Source organism: Haloleucobacter ellipsoideus (assembly GCF_052491725.1).
The window spans coordinates 526,121-541,305 of the sequence record NZ_JBQWAR010000020.1 but is presented as its reverse complement, the minus strand read 5'-3'; the positions used below and the strand labels follow the sequence as shown (position 1 = coordinate 541,305).

Annotated in this window: 13 protein-coding genes; 6 read left to right on the top strand and 7 right to left on the bottom strand. The window is 64.7% G+C overall.

The annotated features are described in order from the left end of the window. Positions 1-96 precede the first annotated feature (96 nt). Positions 97-303 (bottom strand): TOBE domain-containing protein, encoded by a 207-nt coding sequence (locus ACT6QG_RS14305; RefSeq protein ID WP_444978233.1) that lies wholly within the window; start codon positions 301-303, stop codon positions 97-99. A 360-nt stretch (positions 304-663) separates the two neighbouring features. On the opposite strand from ACT6QG_RS14305, the gene ACT6QG_RS14300 reads away from it, so the two are divergent. Continuing rightward, positions 664-1,194 (top strand): gamma carbonic anhydrase family protein, encoded by a 531-nt coding sequence (locus tag ACT6QG_RS14300; RefSeq protein ID WP_444978232.1) that lies wholly within the window; start codon positions 664-666, stop codon positions 1,192-1,194. Between the two features lie 145 nt (positions 1,195-1,339). Continuing rightward, a complete protein-coding gene (locus ACT6QG_RS14295) occupies positions 1,340-2,092 on the top strand; it encodes a class I SAM-dependent methyltransferase (protein WP_444978231.1) in 753 nt (250 codons plus the stop codon). Between the two features lie 136 nt (positions 2,093-2,228). Here the strand turns inward: ACT6QG_RS14295 and hemA are convergent, their stop codons facing one another. Then, positions 2,229-3,512, bottom strand: coding sequence for a 5-aminolevulinate synthase (gene hemA / locus ACT6QG_RS14290; protein WP_444978230.1), 1,284 nt, complete (start codon positions 3,510-3,512; stop codon positions 2,229-2,231). Between the two features lie 748 nt (positions 3,513-4,260). Between hemA and ACT6QG_RS14285 the strand changes: the two genes are divergently transcribed. Next, positions 4,261-5,391: a type III PLP-dependent enzyme gene (locus tag ACT6QG_RS14285; RefSeq protein WP_444978229.1), complete on the top strand. Its 1,131-nt coding sequence runs from the start codon at positions 4,261-4,263 to the stop codon at positions 5,389-5,391. Here ACT6QG_RS14285 and ACT6QG_RS14280 read toward each other — a convergent pair. After that, positions 5,379-5,576: a hypothetical protein gene (locus tag ACT6QG_RS14280; RefSeq protein WP_444978228.1), complete on the bottom strand. Its 198-nt coding sequence runs from the start codon at positions 5,574-5,576 to the stop codon at positions 5,379-5,381. The genes ACT6QG_RS14285 and ACT6QG_RS14280 overlap by 13 nt on opposite strands. Before the next feature lie 174 nt (positions 5,577-5,750). Here ACT6QG_RS14280 and ACT6QG_RS14275 point away from each other — a divergent pair, with 174 nt between their 5' ends. Further along, entirely contained in the window at positions 5,751-6,311 is a 561-nt protein-coding gene (locus ACT6QG_RS14275; RefSeq protein ID WP_444978227.1) for a GNAT family N-acetyltransferase, read from the top strand. A 399-nt stretch (positions 6,312-6,710) separates the two neighbouring features. Then, on the top strand, positions 6,711-8,141 hold the full coding sequence (locus ACT6QG_RS14270; RefSeq protein ID WP_444978226.1) for a homospermidine synthase: 1,431 nt from the start codon (positions 6,711-6,713) through the stop codon (positions 8,139-8,141). Positions 8,142-8,261: 120 nt separating this feature from the next. On the opposite strand, the gene ACT6QG_RS14265 is transcribed toward ACT6QG_RS14270, so the two are convergent. The 3 genes from ACT6QG_RS14265 to ACT6QG_RS14255 form a co-directional block, all read right to left on the bottom strand. Continuing rightward, entirely contained in the window at positions 8,262-9,479 is a 1,218-nt protein-coding gene (locus ACT6QG_RS14265) for a patatin-like phospholipase family protein (RefSeq protein WP_444978225.1), read from the bottom strand. A gap of 105 nt (positions 9,480-9,584) precedes the next feature. Further along, the gene (locus ACT6QG_RS14260; RefSeq protein ID WP_444978224.1) at positions 9,585-10,334 is read right to left on the bottom strand and encodes an acetoacetate decarboxylase; all 750 of its coding nucleotides are present in this window, start codon (positions 10,332-10,334) and stop codon (positions 9,585-9,587) included. 123 nt (positions 10,335-10,457) lie between these two features. Next, a complete protein-coding gene (locus ACT6QG_RS14255) occupies positions 10,458-11,450 on the bottom strand; it encodes a WD40 repeat domain-containing protein (RefSeq protein ID WP_444978223.1) in 993 nt (330 codons plus the stop codon). A gap of 215 nt (positions 11,451-11,665) precedes the next feature. Here ACT6QG_RS14255 and hrpB point away from each other — a divergent pair, with 215 nt between their 5' ends. Then, positions 11,666-14,146: an ATP-dependent helicase HrpB gene (hrpB, locus tag ACT6QG_RS14250; RefSeq protein ID WP_444978222.1), complete on the top strand. Its 2,481-nt coding sequence runs from the start codon at positions 11,666-11,668 to the stop codon at positions 14,144-14,146. A 105-nt stretch (positions 14,147-14,251) separates the two neighbouring features. Here the strand turns inward: hrpB and ACT6QG_RS14245 are convergent, their stop codons facing one another. After that, positions 14,252-14,647, bottom strand: a complete 396-nt coding sequence (locus ACT6QG_RS14245) for an acyl-CoA thioesterase (protein ID WP_444978221.1) — start codon at positions 14,645-14,647, stop codon at positions 14,252-14,254. Positions 14,648-15,185 lie beyond the last annotated feature (538 nt).

The window sequence follows — 15,185 nt, the reverse complement described above, 5'->3', positions numbered from 1 at the left end:
ACGGGATCGAAAAGAAAGGCCGGTCGGGTTTGCCCCGCCGGCCTTTCCTTTTCCGGGCCCGGCCATGCGCGGCATGGCAGGCCCTGTGCGGTGAACTCACTTCACGGCGACGAGAACGTCCGATGCCTTGACGATGGCGGTGGCTTCATCGCCCACCTTCAGGTTCAGATCGTCCACGGCCTCATTGGTGATGGAGGCCGTGACCTTCAGGCCCTGCACATCCAGCACCACATGGGCGGTGGTCGCGCCCTTCTTGATTTCGAGGATCTTGCCGGGGAAGGCGTTGCGCGCGGAAACCTTCATGATGGTCATATCCTTTTCGGTGGCCAGGTTTCATGTGGCCATGGCACGGCCAGCATGCGTCATGGCAAGCGCGTATAAGCTATATCTTTTTGGCTACAGCTTCAATGCGCCCGATGGTCTTCCCGGGGAGGGGCAGACATCTGCACGCGGGCCGGCCGTGGCGATGATGGTGCCATCCGGACAGGGATGGGCGCCGGCGAGAGGCGATTTTCCGGTTTCCCTGCGGCGCTGAAACATTCTAAAGCTGGTCTGGCTACCGGCCGGTTTGCCCTTTCACCATGGAATGTGGCAGACCTCGCAAGAATGTGAAGGCAGGGCAGGCGCCAGGGGGCGCCGGCTGCCTGTTGGAGGAAATCGACCATGCCGCTTTATTCTCTTGATGGCATTGAACCCCAGTTGCCAGCATCCGGAAATTACTGGATCGCGCCGACCGCCGTACTCATCGGCAATGTCATCATCAAGGAAGGGGCAAGCGTATGGTTCGGCGCGGTGCTGCGCGGCGACAATGATCCGCTGATCGTGGGTGAAGGCACCAATGTGCAGGACAACAGCGTGCTGCACACCGATCTCGGCATTCCCATGACCCTCGGGCGCAATGTCACCGTGGGCCACAAGGTGATGCTGCATGGGTGCGTGATTGGCGACAACACCCTCATCGGCATGGGCTCCACCATTCTCAATGGCGCGAGCATTGGCGCAAACAGCATTGTGGGCGCGAATGCGCTGGTGACGGAAAACAAGAGTTTCGAGGGCAATTCCCTCATTGTCGGCTCACCCGCGCGGGCCGTGCGGGCGCTGGATGAGGAGACCATTCGCCGCCTCACCCTCAGCGCCGAAAGCTACCAGCGCAATGCCGAACGCTTCGCCAAGGGGCTGAAGCGGATCGACTGAGACAGGCCGGTGAGGGAGGGCTCACACGGTTCTTTCATCCGATGACAGGCGTGCTGCCGCAGGCCCGTTCCGGCGGGCAGCCTTCTGTCATCATCCGCATGGCCGCCATCTGTGGCCATGCGCGCGGAATATCGGGAGCTTGATCGTGTCTTCGTTGTTCGACCGTATCGCAGCCTTGCATGGCGAGCGGCCATGGGGTGCAGTGCTGGATGCGGGCACGGGGCGCAGCTCGATGCGCTGGCTTCTGGGGCTTGAAACGGAACGCTGGACAGCGGTGACCGGGGCATCATCCATGGCCCGGCAGACACGGCTGGAGGTTGGCGAACGGATGCGGGAGGATGACCGCATCGTCATCGGCAACTGGTCTGATCCCGAATTTCTCGCCGGGCAGCGTTATGATACCGTTCTGGCGGATTATCTTCTGGGTGCCATCGAGGGCTTCTCGCCCTATTGGCAGGATCGTCTCTTTGAAAGATTGCGGCCGATGGTGGATGGCCGGTTATATGTCATCGGGCTGGAGCCATATGTCCACCGCTGGCCGGCGGATGTGGATGGCCAGCTTGTGAGCATGATCGGGCGGGTGCGTGATGCCTGCCTGCTTCTGGCCGGGGCGCAGCCTTATCGCGAATATCCCATGGACTGGACCCTGCGCCATCTTGAATCTGCCCGCTTTCGCATCATCTCCGCGGAGAAAATCGCCATTCGCTATGGGGAGCGCTTCGTCAACGGGCAGCTCGACATGTGCGTGCGCAATGCGGACCGCTTCCAGGACGGGAAGATGGCCGCGGCGATGCTGGAGCATGTGGAGCAGTTGCGGCAGCGGGCTCTGGCGCATGTGCGCCAGTATGGCGGCATTCGCCACGGGCATGATTATATCGTGGTGGCCGAACCGGTCTGAGCCGTGCGCGGGGACATGACCGGCCCGCATCGCGTTCATCCATTCATGCGGAGGGTTCCATCATCCGGCAGGACCGGCGCACAAAAAAGCCCCGGTTTTTGACCGGGGCTTTGAAAATCTGCAGTGCGCGTAACGGTCAGCCGCCAGCGACCGGAACCGGAATGGGGGCCGGCCCAAGCGCCACGCGGCGCGAGCGGCTCTGTTCCGCCAGACGGTCGGCATAAGGCAACTCCAGCCGCTCCCACACATCGCTCAGCGCCCGGACCAGATGCGCGATCAGCGCGTCATCATGGAAGGGGGTGGGAGTGATGCGCAGCCGCTCCGTGCCGCGCGGCACGGTGGGGTAATTGATGGGCTGGATATAGATGCCATATTCCGCCAGCAGCAGATCGGTCGCCATCTTGCAGGCCTTGGCATCGCCCACCATCAGCGGAATGATGTGGGTGTCGGTGTTCATCTGCGGCAGGCCCGCGGCGGTAAAGGCCGCCTTGACCTTGGCCACCTGGGCGCGCTGGCCCTCGCGCTCCACCTGGGATTCCTTCAGGTGGCGCACGGATGCAGCCGCCGCCGCCGAAATGGCCGGAGGCAGGGCGGTGGTGAAGATGAAGCCCGGTGCATAGGAACGCACGGCATCAATGATGACGCGCTTGCCGGTGATATAGCCGCCGATGACGCCGAAGGCCTTGCCCAGCGTACCCTCGATGACATCCACCCGGTGCATCACGCCATCACGCTCGGCGACACCGCCGCCGCGTGCGCCATACATGCCAACGGCATGCACTTCATCCAGATAGGTCATGGCGCCATAGCGCTCGGCCAGATCGCAGATTTCCGCGATGGGGGCGATGTCGCCATCCATGGAATAGACGCTCTCGAAAGCGACCAGCTTGGGACGGTCGCCCGCCGCGATCAGCAGTTCCTCGAGATGCTCAAGGTCGTTATGGCGGAAGATGGCCTTCTGCCGGCCGCCCTGGCGCACGCCCTCGATCATGGAATTGTGGTTCAGCTCATCGGAGATCACCACGCAATCGGGAATCAGCTTCACGATGGTGGAGATGCCGGTGGCGTTGGAGATGTAGCCGGAGGTGAAGACGAGGCCGGATTCCTTGCCGTGCAGGTCCGCCAGCTCGCGCTCCAGATTCACGATCTCATGGCTGTTGCCGGAGATGTTGCGGGTGCCGCCCGCGCCCGCGCCGCGCGCTTTTGCGGTCTCGCACATGGCGTTGACCACCTTGGGATGGGAGCCCATGCCCAGATAGTCATTGGAGCACCACACCACGATTTCACGCGGGCCGCCGGGGGAATGCCACACCGCGCGCGGGAACTGGCTCGCATCGCGCTCGATTTCGGCGAAGGTCCGGTAACGGCGCTCCTTGCGCAGAGCGTCAATGGCATCAATGAAGAAATGATCGTAGTTCATTCCATTCCCTGCAGGCGGCGGGGGGCCGGGGCTTGGTTGTCCCGACTTCTTCTAATCCTAGTATTGGGCACATTGCGCCCTGATCTTCTTCTAATCAAGGCCTTATCGGTCAGGCGCGGCGATCCGGCGCGCCTGCGCCCCGCGCAATACGTAGGATCCCGGAGGCTGACACGAAAAGAGGCAGGATCTGGTGCATTTTTCGTCATTTGCCTCTTGCATCGTCAGGGCGAATCTCTTAAATCCGCCCTTGCCCAAATTCGCACGTGCCTGTGGTTACGTGTCGGTCGGTAGGATCTCCGGACAAGAGGCCGGAAAGCTGCCAGGACGATCGACAAGCTGGAGGGAACCAGCCCACCCCGCTCCTCAATGCGGGGGACGTGACTTGAAGCAACGACGTAAGGGCTTTTTTGGTCTCGGCGGCCCCTCCACAGGGTTGCGTTACTGAAGAGGCGCTACATCTTGCCGGCCGTGCGGAGCGGGAACTCCCTCTCCAAACGCGCGCAGTCTTTTTCGCCCGGGTCATGCCGTGCGTGAAGATGTGCTGTCGGTACCATGATGCGGCCGGTTGAAAAGACCGGCGAAGCGGGCATGGTTCGTGGCTTCGTAGGCGTGTCCACATCGCCGGGAAGCACGGATGCATGCCCCGGATGGGTCAACTGCCGCCGGGATGGCGCGGTGTCTCATTCGTTCCTGTCGGCGCGCGGGCCCCACCGCGCATCACGAGGCTTCTGGTCACTGGGAGGATACCATGACCGATCGCATCCGCGAGTTCCTGCGCAACCGACGTGAAGACGGTCCCTGCGTGGTGGTTGATCTGGACGTTGTGCGTTCCAATTATCGTGCTTTCGCCCGCGCGCTGCCGGACACCCGCGTGTTCTATGCCGTCAAGGCGAATCCCGATGCTTCTATTCTGAAGGCGCTCCAGGAGCTGGGCTCCTGCTTTGACTGCGCCTCTGTCAACGAGATCCTGATGGTGCTCGCCACTGGCGCCACCGCGGATCAGATCTCCTTTGGCAATACCATCAAGAAGGAGCGCGATATCGAGCGCGCCTTCAAGCTGGGTGTGCGCCTGTTCGCTGTCGACTGCTATGAGGAAGTCGAGAAGATCGCCCGCGTGGCGCCCGGTTCCAAGGTGTTCTGCCGCATCCTGTGCGATGGCGCGGGTGCCGAGTGGCCGCTCTCCCGCAAGTTCGGCTGCGAGCCGTCCCTTGCCGTGGATGTGCTGGAGCATGCGCACCGTCTCGGCCTTGCCGCCTATGGTGTGTCCTTCCATGTGGGTTCGCAGCAGAAGAATGTTGATGCGTGGGACGGGGCCCTGGCCACCGCCGCCGGCATTTTCCATGAATGCGCGGAGCGGGGCATCGCCCTCTCCATGGTGAATCTGGGCGGCGGCTTCCCGGCCCGCTACCTGCAGGACGTGCCGGCCGCGCAGGCCTATGGCGAAGCCATCTTCTCCTCCCTGCGCAAGCATTTCGGCAACCGTATCCCGGAAACCATCATGGAGCCGGGCCGCGGCATGGTCGGCAATGCCGGCCTGATCGAGACGGAAGTGGTGCTGATCTCCCGCAAGTCCGAGGGTGAGGCGCTGCGCTGGGTGTATCTCGACATCGGCAAGTTCGGCGGTCTGGCCGAGACGATGGACGAATCCATCCGCTATCCGCTGCGCACCCCGCGTGACGGCGATGACACCGCCCCGTGCGTGCTTGCCGGCCCGACCTGCGATTCGGCTGACGTCATGTATGAAAAGACGCCGGTCGAGCTGCCTCTCTCCCTCGCGATCGGTGACAAGATCCTGATCGAGGCGTGCGGGGCCTATACCACCACCTATTCGGCGGTGGCATTCAACGGCTTCCCGCCGCTGAAGTCCTACGTCATCTGACGCGCCGGGGCGTGCTCCGGCACGCCCGAACGCAGCCTGGCATTGCGCCCGCCCCATGGCTGGGCGAGGGCTGGTGCATGGGCCGGGTCGAGGCCGGAGATCGAGTGCCCTTCCGGGCGGGTGGCCTTGCGGCCGCGCCTGTTGAACGGTCCGATCATCCGGTGTGGACCTTCGCCCGCGCTCATGCCGCCCTGTTCTGCCTGCTGCGTCTTCCCCCGGTTCCGGCTGTGCCGCCCGGAGGCGTGAGGAGGGGGTAAACCCCCTCGTCTTCCGCAGCCATCCTTGTGCCTGGTTTGCTCAGGCCCGGTCGCACATGTGGCCGGGGTGGCGTTCTTCACGTCTCGGTTATGGCACAGGAGATGCCGGTGACTGACATTGTGCTTGAATCCGTGGAAGATGTGGCCGCGCGCGATGCCCTGCTCGAATTGTGCATGGGCGAAGGCTGGCGCGCCAAGGCTTCCGAACGCCTGCGTGAGGGCCGTCTGCCGTCCGAGGGGCTGGCTTTTGTCGCCCATGGTCCGGATGGCCGTCTCGTCGGCTCCGTGCGCCTGTGGGATATTTCCGCGGGTGTGAATTGCCCGGCGCTTCTGCTGGGGCCGCTTGCGGTTCACCCCTGGTTCCGCGCGCATGGTCTGGGCGGGGCGCTGATGCGCGCAGCCCTCGATGCCGCGCGCGCACTGGGCCATGGCGCGGTGCTGCTGGTGGGGGATGCCGCCTATTATGAGCGCTTCGGCTTTTCCAGTGCCCGAACCGGCGCATTGTGGATGCCCGGCGCGTTCGATCGCCACCGCCTGCTGGCGCTGGAATTGCAGACCGGGGCGCTGGAAGGCGCGCGCGGTCTCATCAGCCCCACCGGGCGCCTGCTGGCTCGCCCCTCCCTCGACGATCTCATCGCTGTGGAGCTGCGTCAGTCGGCCTGAGGCTGAAGCTCGGTGAAACGCCTTTTGCCGGTTCTTTTGCCGAGAGAAGGCATCACTGCACGGTGGAGCCCATGAGGACCACTGAAGCGCCGGGCTGCGGCGCAGGCAGGGGATGTGCCGTGGCGGGTGCAGGGCGTGCAATGCGTCCTGATTCTTTTCCCGCGCCGGCGCATTTCGGGGCATGAGCGGGGTGCATCAGGATGATGCGCGGCCCGGAAGCCGAAAGCGTTTCGCCATGAGGTGAAAGGCTTCAGCCTGTCATATCAGTGTCTGCTCCATCGCGTGAACTGCCGTCGCGTGCCCTGCGCATGCGGCGGCAGTTCCGTTTTTGATGGGGCTCCCTTTCCTCCCGCGCGCGTGCAATGCAAAACTGGGCATCCGAAACGGAAGGCGGGAAAAATGGGAAACTGGCCGGTGCATGCGCAAATTGACGGCCCGATCGTGATGATCGGCTTCGGGTCCATCGGGCGTGGCGCGTTGCCGCTGATCGAACGGCATTTCAGCTTCGATCGCGCGCGCATGGTGGTGATCGACCCTCTGCCCACGCATGCCTCCCGCCTTGAAGCCGCCGGTATCCGTTTCATTCAGGCCGAGGTGACGGCGGAGAATTACCGCGACCTGCTCACCCCGCTGCTGACAAACGGGCCGGGGCAGGGATTTTGCGTCAATCTCTCGGTTGATGTCTCCTCCATTGCCATGATGGAACTGTGCCGGGAGATTGGCGCGCTTTACATCGATACGGTGATCGAGCCGTGGAAGGGTTTCTATTTCGATGAAACCCTCGGGCCGGCCGGGCGTACCAATTATGCGCTGCGCGAAAGCCTGCTGGATGCGCGCCGGCGCAATCCCGGTGGCAGCACGGCGGTTTCCACCTGCGGGGCCAATCCGGGCATGGTGTCATGGTTCGTGAAGCAGGCTCTGGTGAATCTGGCTGCAGATACGGGACTGGCCCATGCCCTGCCCGCCACGCGCGCCGAATGGGCCGGGCTGGCCCAAACCCTCGGGGTGAAGGGCATTCATATTGCCGAGCGTGACACCCAGCGCGCCCGCCGCCCGAAAGCCATGGGCGAGTTCGTCAATACATGGTCGGTGGAAGGCTTCGTGGCCGAGGGATTGCAGCCGGCGGAGCTGGGCTGGGGCACACATGAGAAGCGCCTGCCGGCCCTTGCGCGCACGCATGCGCAGGGCTGTGGCGCGGGCATTTATCTGCTGCGGCCGGGCGCGGATACGCGCGTGCGCTCATGGACCCCGACAGCACAGGCCCAGCACGCCCTGCTTGTCACCCATAATGAGGCAATCTCGATCGCCGATTATCTGACCGTGCGCGAGGAGGGCAAGGTCATCTACCGCCCCACCTGCCATTATGCCTACCATCCCTGTGATGACGCCATTCTCTCTGTCCGCGAGATGTTCGGCAATGGCGGCCATGCCCAGGGCAGCTGGCGCATTCTGGAGGAGGAGGACATTCTGGACGGGCGTGATGAGCTGGGCGTGCTGCTCTATGGCCATGCCCGCAACGCCTACTGGTTCGGCTCCCGGCTGTCCATCGAGGAAACGCGCGCGCTGGCGCCGGGGCAGAATGCCACCGGCCTTCAGGTCACATCCGCGGTGCTGGCCGGCATGGTCTGGGCGCTGGAAAATCCGCGTGCGGGCATTGTCGAGGCGGATGAGATGGATTTTGCCCGCTGCCTTGAGGTGCAGAAACCCTATCTGGGCCCGCTGGCCGGCATCTATACGGACTGGACCCCGCTGACCGGCCGCCAGACCCTGTTTCCCGAAGACATCGACAGGGATGATCCCTGGCAGTTCAGCAATATTCTGGTGCCCTGACCCTCACCCGCCACGGCCTCTTCACGGGGCCTGCGGCATGGCCCGTTCCCCATGAAAAAGCCCCCGGCGCTGGCCGGGGGCTTTCAGTGGTCTGAAGCATCCACCAAACAGGGCGGAGGCTCAGTTGTGCTCTTCCGTGGTGGTGCGGCTGTGTTCTTCCGTGCGCAGGCCGGTATCATTGGTTTCGCGCGAAAGGTGGTGAACGTCATGCACCACAATGCCGATGTCGCTGGCCGGCATCTTCAGCCAGTCACGCTGGCGCAGGGTCTTGATGGTGTCATCATAGCCCGTGCGCCAGTGGTCGCGCATCGATGAGGTCGAGAACTCATAGTCCTTGTATTCGCGCTCATATGCCTTTTCCTGATAGATCAGGTGGCAGATGTTCACGGGGCCGGATGCGGCATATTCATCCATCAGCTCGCGGTCTTCATCATTGAGCTGGTCGGCCGGCACCCGCTGGAGGGCGCTGTAGAGCTTGCCGCGCAGGTCCTGCACCCGGCGGAACACGTCCGTGGTGTAGCGGGTGCGGCTGGAATAGGTGATGTCCTTCTGGCGCTCGGCCACATCATAGATATCGCGCGGCAGGGGGCCACGGGCGCTGAACAGGTCCACCTGGAAGACCAGCGCGCTGGGATGGTCCGGCTGGTCCAGCAGGAACTGGAGCGGGGTGTTGGAGACAACGCCGCCATCCCAGTACAGCTCGCCGTCGATCTTCACGGCCGGGAAGCCGGGAGGCAGCGCGCCGGAGGCCATGATGTGCTCCGGCGTGATGACATCCACCTTGTTGTCGAAATAGATGAAGTTGCCGGTGCGCACATTCACCGCGCCGACCGAGAAGCGCTTCTCGCCGGAATTGATGCGGTCGAAATCCACCAGCTTGAGCAGCGTCTCGCGCAGGGGCGAGGTGTCATAGAAGGAGGTCGCCCCGCTCGCGCCAGCCGGCTGCAGCAGCGGGCCGGGAATGCGCGGGCTGAAGAAGCCGGGCTGTCCGCGCAGAACCGTCATGGTTGCGCTGAGCTGGTTGCGGATCTGGCGGAAGATGTCCCCTTCGGGAGTCCACATGGCGAACTTGCCGTGCGAGATGGTTTCCCAGAACTCGCGCAGGCGCTGGACACGCAGCTCCGGCGGGTTGCCGGCGATGATCGCCGAATTGATCGCGCCGATGGAGACGCCGGAAATCCAGTTCGGTTCGGCGCCAGCCTCCGCCAGAGCCTCATAGACACCCGCCTGATAGGCACCGAGCGCCCCACCGCCCTGAAACACCAGGGCCAGCCGCTGGTATTCGTTCACGATATCGCACAGATCCGGGGGGAGTTGTTCCTTGGTGCTCTGAACCATGTCGTTCCTCTCTTCTGCAAGGGCATGGATGGCTGATAGGCCGGAGATGATTGTGGAAAGGACAGGGCGGGAAGGGGCGGCATCGCACCCTTCCCGCCAGCCGCCTCACTTCTTTCCGTCAGCCAGATAGTCGTAGACCACCTTGCCCATGCCGAGCGTGAGGTCCGCCTTCAGATGCACGGCGGACAGGACTTCCAGAACCGGAAGCTGGGATACGGTGCACAGCGCGTGCGGGAACAGGCCCAGGGCGGAAGGCCCGGTCCAGCATTCCTTGAGCACGACATCCTCGGCCGCATACTGGACCAGCTCGCAGATGCGCGGGGTGCCGTCCACATGAGGGATGATCTTGAGCAGGAAGGCCGGTGCCTTCACCGATTCCAGAACGGCGTCATGGTCCGCGGCCACATGCTTGTAGCCCATGGTGGCGGAGGCGCACAGCACGCTGCCATAATAGAGCGAGCCGACCAGCGTGTCCTTTTCCACTTCCAGCGTCGGGTTGGCGTACTTCTTGGGGAAGCCCCACAGTTCGCGCCCGCCGGCAATGGGAGCCTCGTCGTTCAGATACATGTCGAGCACATATCCGCCCTTGACGCCGTCGAGGGTCACCGGAATGACCTGCCCGGTTTCAGTATAGTCGCCAAAGCCGGTGGAGTCCGGCATGCGGATGAACTCATACTTGACGATCGGCTCATCGAACTTCAGCGGCTCGGGCACCACCTTGGCGAGCGCGGCCGGGTCCGTGCGATAGGTGATGGTGAGAAATTCGCGATCAATGAAGCGATACGGGCCTCGGGGAAATGAAGGGCTGGTGAGCGGCATGGAATAGGCCGCGCGGCGGACGTCCTCGATCTTCATGATACGGCGACTCCAATCTGAGGGATGCAGACAGGTAAGGCATCAGCTATAGCGCGTGGTGCAGCGCAATAACACCCCCGGACCGAGGCGTTTTAACCTGTAAAGGACAGTTTTGCCGGGTCATCAGAAGTTGAGTAGCCCGGCAGAGCCATGTGTTGTGGCGAAAGCCAGGGCTCCGCCGGGGGCGTTCCACGCCATTGCACTGACGGGATGACCATCCGGGGCGCGCAGAAGTATTTCAGCACCGTCCGATATCCGGACCATCATCACCATGCCATCATCATATCCGATCGCCAGAACCGGGTCGGTGGGGTGCGGTGTAACGACGCTGACCCGGGCGGAGGGCGAGGGCGCCAGCATGGCGGGCTGTTTGCCCATGGGGCCATCCTTGGCCTGGAACGGCCAGAGAATGGCCTCGCCCGAGCCGGAGGAGGCCAGCCATTTGCCATCCGCCGTGAAGGCGAAGGAGCGCACGCGCGAGGGATAGCCGGTCATGCGCATATGCGCGCCATCAGCCACCCGCCAGCCATGCAAGGCGGGCTCCTGCATGGTGGAGACGATGAAGCGGCCATCAGGCGAGAACAGCACGCCCAGATGCGAGCCCTTCCAGTCCAGCCGCTCCGGCTTTGCGCCGGCCGCATTGGGGAACCAGAGCGTCACCCCGCCATAATGGGCGATGGCCAGGCGCAGCCCCTTGGGCGCGAAGGCCAGTCCGCCGACGGTCGAGGGCGCATCAAAGCTGCTGATCTCGCCCTTTGCATTGCGGACAAAGGCGGTTTTGCCGGCAGACCAGGCGATCGCCCCGTTCGGCCCGATGGCGATACGGTCGATCCAGCGCCCCTTGTGCTCGGAAACGGTGTGGGGAATGCCATCGGCCCGCACCTCCACCACCCTGCCGTCGTCACCGCCGGTCAGGATGCGGGTGTTGTCGGCGACCGCGCACAGGGTCACGCCCTCATGCAGGCGGACGCGGCGCAGGTCGTCGCCGGCCAGAATCAGCTCCCCTTCCGCCGTGACATAGGCCGGGGCAGCGCCAAGAAAGGCGGCGGCGATGATGTCGGCATCCAGGGAAAAGGGCTGGACCTTGTCGGTGAGGCTGGAAGGGGCGGAGGACATCGCTTTGCTGATTCCCGCTGAATGACACAACTGCCTCTCTTTAAGCCTTTGTGCCCAAAACCGAAACCACGTTGCTGCGCGGGAGGTGGAAAAGAGGGCGCATACAGGCGGTGATTGCCGCAGATCCGCCGCCCGTTCGGGCACATCCGGCGCGCATGGTTCCCTTGTGGGCTGAAACTGCTTTATGAGCGGGGCGGTTTTTCAGGCGGCCCTTCATGTTCGATACAGCCCTGCCCATTGATGTGATCCTGCCGGAGCTGCGCGCCACGCTTGCGGCGCGCTCCGGCGCCGTGCTCGTCGCCCCGCCCGGCGCGGGCAAGACGACCCGCGTGCCACTGGCGCTGCTGGATGAGCCATGGGTTGCGGGGCGGCGCATTCTGGTGCTGGAGCCCCGCCGCCTTGCCGCCCGCGCCGCCGCCCTGCGCATGGCGCAGACCCTGGGGGAGGCTGTCGGGGAGCGGGTGGGCTATCGTGTGCGGTTGCGCGCCGAAATATCCCGCCGCACCCGTATCGAGGTGGTGACGGAAGGGGTCTTCACCCGGATGGTGCTGGATGATCCGGCGCTGGAAGATGTGGCCGCAATTCTCTTCGATGAGTTCCACGAGCGCAGTCTGGATGCGGATCTGGGCCTTGCTCTCGCGCTCGACAGCCAGAGCGGGCTGCGGGAGGATCTGCGCCTGCTGGCCATGTCGGCCACGCTTGACGGGGCGCGGGTGGCGGCCCTGATGGGGCAGGGAGGCGAACCGGCCCCGGTGCTGGTGAGCGAGGGCCGCGCCTTTCCGGTGGAAACCCGTTATCTCGGCCGCGATGCGCGCGCGCCCATTGCCCCGCAGGTGGCCTCCGCCGTGTTGCAGGCCCTGGCGCAGGAGGAGGGATCGGTGCTCGCCTTCCTGCCGGGTGCCGGTGAAATCCGCCGGGCGCAGGAGATATTGGCCGCCAGTATCCGTGATCCCTCGGTGGATTGCGTGGCCCTGTTCGGCACGCTGGATCAGGCCGAGCAGGACCGTGCCATAAGGCCCGCGCCGGCCGGTCGTCGCAAGGTGGTGCTGGCCACCTCCATCGCGGAGACATCCCTCACCATAGAGGGCGTGCGGGTGGTGGTGGACAGTGGCCTTGCCCGTGTGCCGCGTTTCGAGCCGGATGTGGGCATGACCCGGCTGGAAACCGTGCGTGTCTCGCGCGCCAGTGCGGATCAGCGGCGCGGGCGTGCGGGCCGTACCGGGCCGGGCATATGCTACCGGCTGTGGAATGCGGGTGAAACCGCGAGCCTCCCGCCCTTCGCCACACCGGAAATCCTGAGCGCCGATCTCACCGGGCTGGTGCTGGATCTGGCGCGGGTGGGGGTGCGTGATCCCGCCGCTTTGCCATTTCTGGACCCGCCGCCCGCCCCCGCCATTGCCGAGGCGCGGGCGCTTCTGGAACTGCTTGGCGCGCTGGACAGGACGGGCGCGGTCACAGCGCTTGGCCAGCAGATGGCGCGCCTGCCGCTGCCGCCCCGGCTTGCCCATATGGTGGTGAGGGGCGCGCAACTGGGATGCGGGCGGCGCGCTGCCGAAATCGCCGCCCTGCTCACCGAGCGCGGGCTGGGGGGCAATGATGTGGATCTGCTTCACCGGCTGGAGGCCTTCCGCCGCGATCGCTCCCGCCGGGCGGAGGATGCGCGCCGGCTGGCCGGGCGCTGGGCGGAGCTGGCGCAGCGCGATGCGGAGCCGCTTGCGGGGGAGGCGCCGGAGCCGGCCGCCCTGCTGGCGCTGGCCTATCCGGACAGGGTCGCCAAGGCGCGCGGGGATGGCACACGCTTTTTGCTGGCCAATGGGCGCGGCGGCATGATGGACCCCGCCACCAGCCTTGCCCGCGCGCCTTTTCTGGCGGTGGCGGACATATCCGGCAAGGCCGAATCCGCCCGAATCTCCCTTGCCGCGGCGCTTGATGCCGATGAGGTGGAGAAGATGTTCGCCGGGCAGATCCGTTCCGGGCGCGAGATCGAGTTTGACAGGGCGGCCCATGCGGTGCGCGCGCGGGAGGTGCGCCGGCTCGGCGCGCTGCAGCTGGCCAGCCGGCCCTGCAAGCTGGAGGCGAATGGGGAAACCGCCCGCCTTCTGGCCGCAGGCATTGCCTCTGTGGGGCTGGACAGGCTGCGCTGGAGCACGGCCCTGCAGCAGTGGCGCGAGCGGGTCATGTTTCTGCGCGCCGCGGAAGGAGAGCCATGGCCGGACCTGTCCGATGCCGCCCTCGTCGCCAGCGTGGAAGAATGGCTGGCCCCCTTCATTGAAGGCGAGACATCCCTTTCCGGCATTGGCGCGGACCAGATCTCCAATGCCCTGCACGCGCTCTTGCCCTATGCTCTTGCCCAGCGGCTGGAGGAGGAGGCCCCCACCCATTTCACGGCGCCCACCGGCTCACGCCTGCCGATAGATTATGGCGCCGAGGGCGGGCCGCAGGTGAGCGTGCGGGTGCAGGAGCTGTTCGGGCTGAAGACACATCCGGCCATGGCGGGCGGGCGTGTGCCGCTGACGCTGGCGCTGCTGTCTCCCGCCCATCGTCCGATCCAGGTGACGAAAGACCTGCCGCAATTCTGGCGCGGCTCCTGGAAGGATGTGCGGGCGGACATGCGCGGGCGCTATCCCAGGCATCCATGGCCGGAAGACCCGGCACAGGCCCCGCCGACAAGCCGGGCCAAGCCGCGCGGAACGTGAAGCGGGCGGCACATGGCCCGCGCCGGCCGAGCCTTTATGGCGCGGAGGGACGGGAGGCCTTGTGAAGCCGGTGCTCCACAACGCCTCTTTTCCGGGTGGGGTGGCTCATGCGCCTTCGGGCGGCAGGGGCCGGGGATGGCCATCCTTGTCCACGGCGACACAGGTGAACACTGCCTGCGTGACCTTTACGGCCTCGCTCGATCCGCGATCCCGCCGCCATGCGGCGACATCGATGCGGATGGAGGTGCGCCCGACCTTCTCGATTTCCGCGAACAGGCTCACCTCATCGCCCACAAAGACCGGGGAAATGAAGCTGATGGCTTCCACAGCTGCTGTCACGGTGCGGCCCTTGGCGCGGCGGGCGGCGACATTGCCCGCGGCAAGATCCATCTGCGCCATCAGCCAGCCGCCGAAAATATCGCCCGCGGCATTGGTATCGGCCGGCATGGCAATGGTGCGGATGGCGGGGGCGCCCGCTGGCATCTGGGTATTGTCCGTCATGGAAGCATCTCCGGGAGGGGGCCGCGCGTGAAGTATGGGCGGCAGGAAAGACATGTGCCCGGCAGTATACGGAAAAGCGAGACCATTCCACCTGCCGGAAAAACACTGTCCACCCTTATAGGAGACATGGGGTGGCGCGATTGTGACCTTTCACACGCCGCCTTTTATCGCGCGCATGTTGCCGCGGGCGGGGGAGGGGATGATACGTTTGGTGTAGAAGAAATGGCCTGAAATGTGTCGTGGGAGAGTTGAATTTGATTCATCTCAGAGATTTTCGGGCCGGATTATGTTTTCTGAAGCCAATCCATGTCTTCTCGGGGCAGACAGGGCATGGATAACCGGCTCCGTCTGGCTGTGTGGGCGGAGCCGGTGCACCCGACTTGAGGATGAGGCGCCATTGCTTGCCTCTCTCTGTGTCAACCTGCTCCATTTCTTCACATTTCAGGATATTTCACCTGCTCCGCGCCGGCCGGGCGGGTGGCATGCACTTTCGCTTGTCTTCCGACATGCTGATGCGGGCCGCAGTAAAATCTGCACA

Excerpts from the sequence above, each read along its gene's own strand:
- ACT6QG_RS14270 (WP_444978226.1), top strand. The coding sequence starts at position 6,711 with ATGGGAAACTGGCCGGTGCATGCGCAAATTGACGGCCCGATCGTGATG.
- ACT6QG_RS14300 (WP_444978232.1), top strand. The coding sequence starts at position 664 with ATGCCGCTTTATTCTCTTGATGGCATTGAACCCCAGTTGCCAGCATCC.
- ACT6QG_RS14265 (WP_444978225.1), bottom strand. The coding sequence starts at position 9,479 with ATGGTTCAGAGCACCAAGGAACAACTCCCCCCGGATCTGTGCGATATC.
- ACT6QG_RS14260 (WP_444978224.1), bottom strand. The coding sequence starts at position 10,334 with ATGAAGATCGAGGACGTCCGCCGCGCGGCCTATTCCATGCCGCTCACC.
- ACT6QG_RS14255 (WP_444978223.1), bottom strand. The coding sequence starts at position 11,450 with ATGTCCTCCGCCCCTTCCAGCCTCACCGACAAGGTCCAGCCCTTTTCC.
- ACT6QG_RS14305 (WP_444978233.1), bottom strand. The coding sequence starts at position 303 with ATGAAGGTTTCCGCGCGCAACGCCTTCCCCGGCAAGATCCTCGAAATC.
- ACT6QG_RS14280 (WP_444978228.1), bottom strand. The coding sequence starts at position 5,576 with ATGAGCGCGGGCGAAGGTCCACACCGGATGATCGGACCGTTCAACAGG.
- ACT6QG_RS14245 (WP_444978221.1), bottom strand. The coding sequence starts at position 14,647 with ATGACGGACAATACCCAGATGCCAGCGGGCGCCCCCGCCATCCGCACC.
- hrpB (WP_444978222.1), top strand. The coding sequence starts at position 11,666 with ATGTTCGATACAGCCCTGCCCATTGATGTGATCCTGCCGGAGCTGCGC.
- ACT6QG_RS14285 (WP_444978229.1), top strand. The coding sequence starts at position 4,261 with ATGACCGATCGCATCCGCGAGTTCCTGCGCAACCGACGTGAAGACGGT.
- ACT6QG_RS14275 (WP_444978227.1), top strand. The coding sequence starts at position 5,751 with ATGCCGGTGACTGACATTGTGCTTGAATCCGTGGAAGATGTGGCCGCG.
- hemA (WP_444978230.1), bottom strand. The coding sequence starts at position 3,512 with ATGAACTACGATCATTTCTTCATTGATGCCATTGACGCTCTGCGCAAG.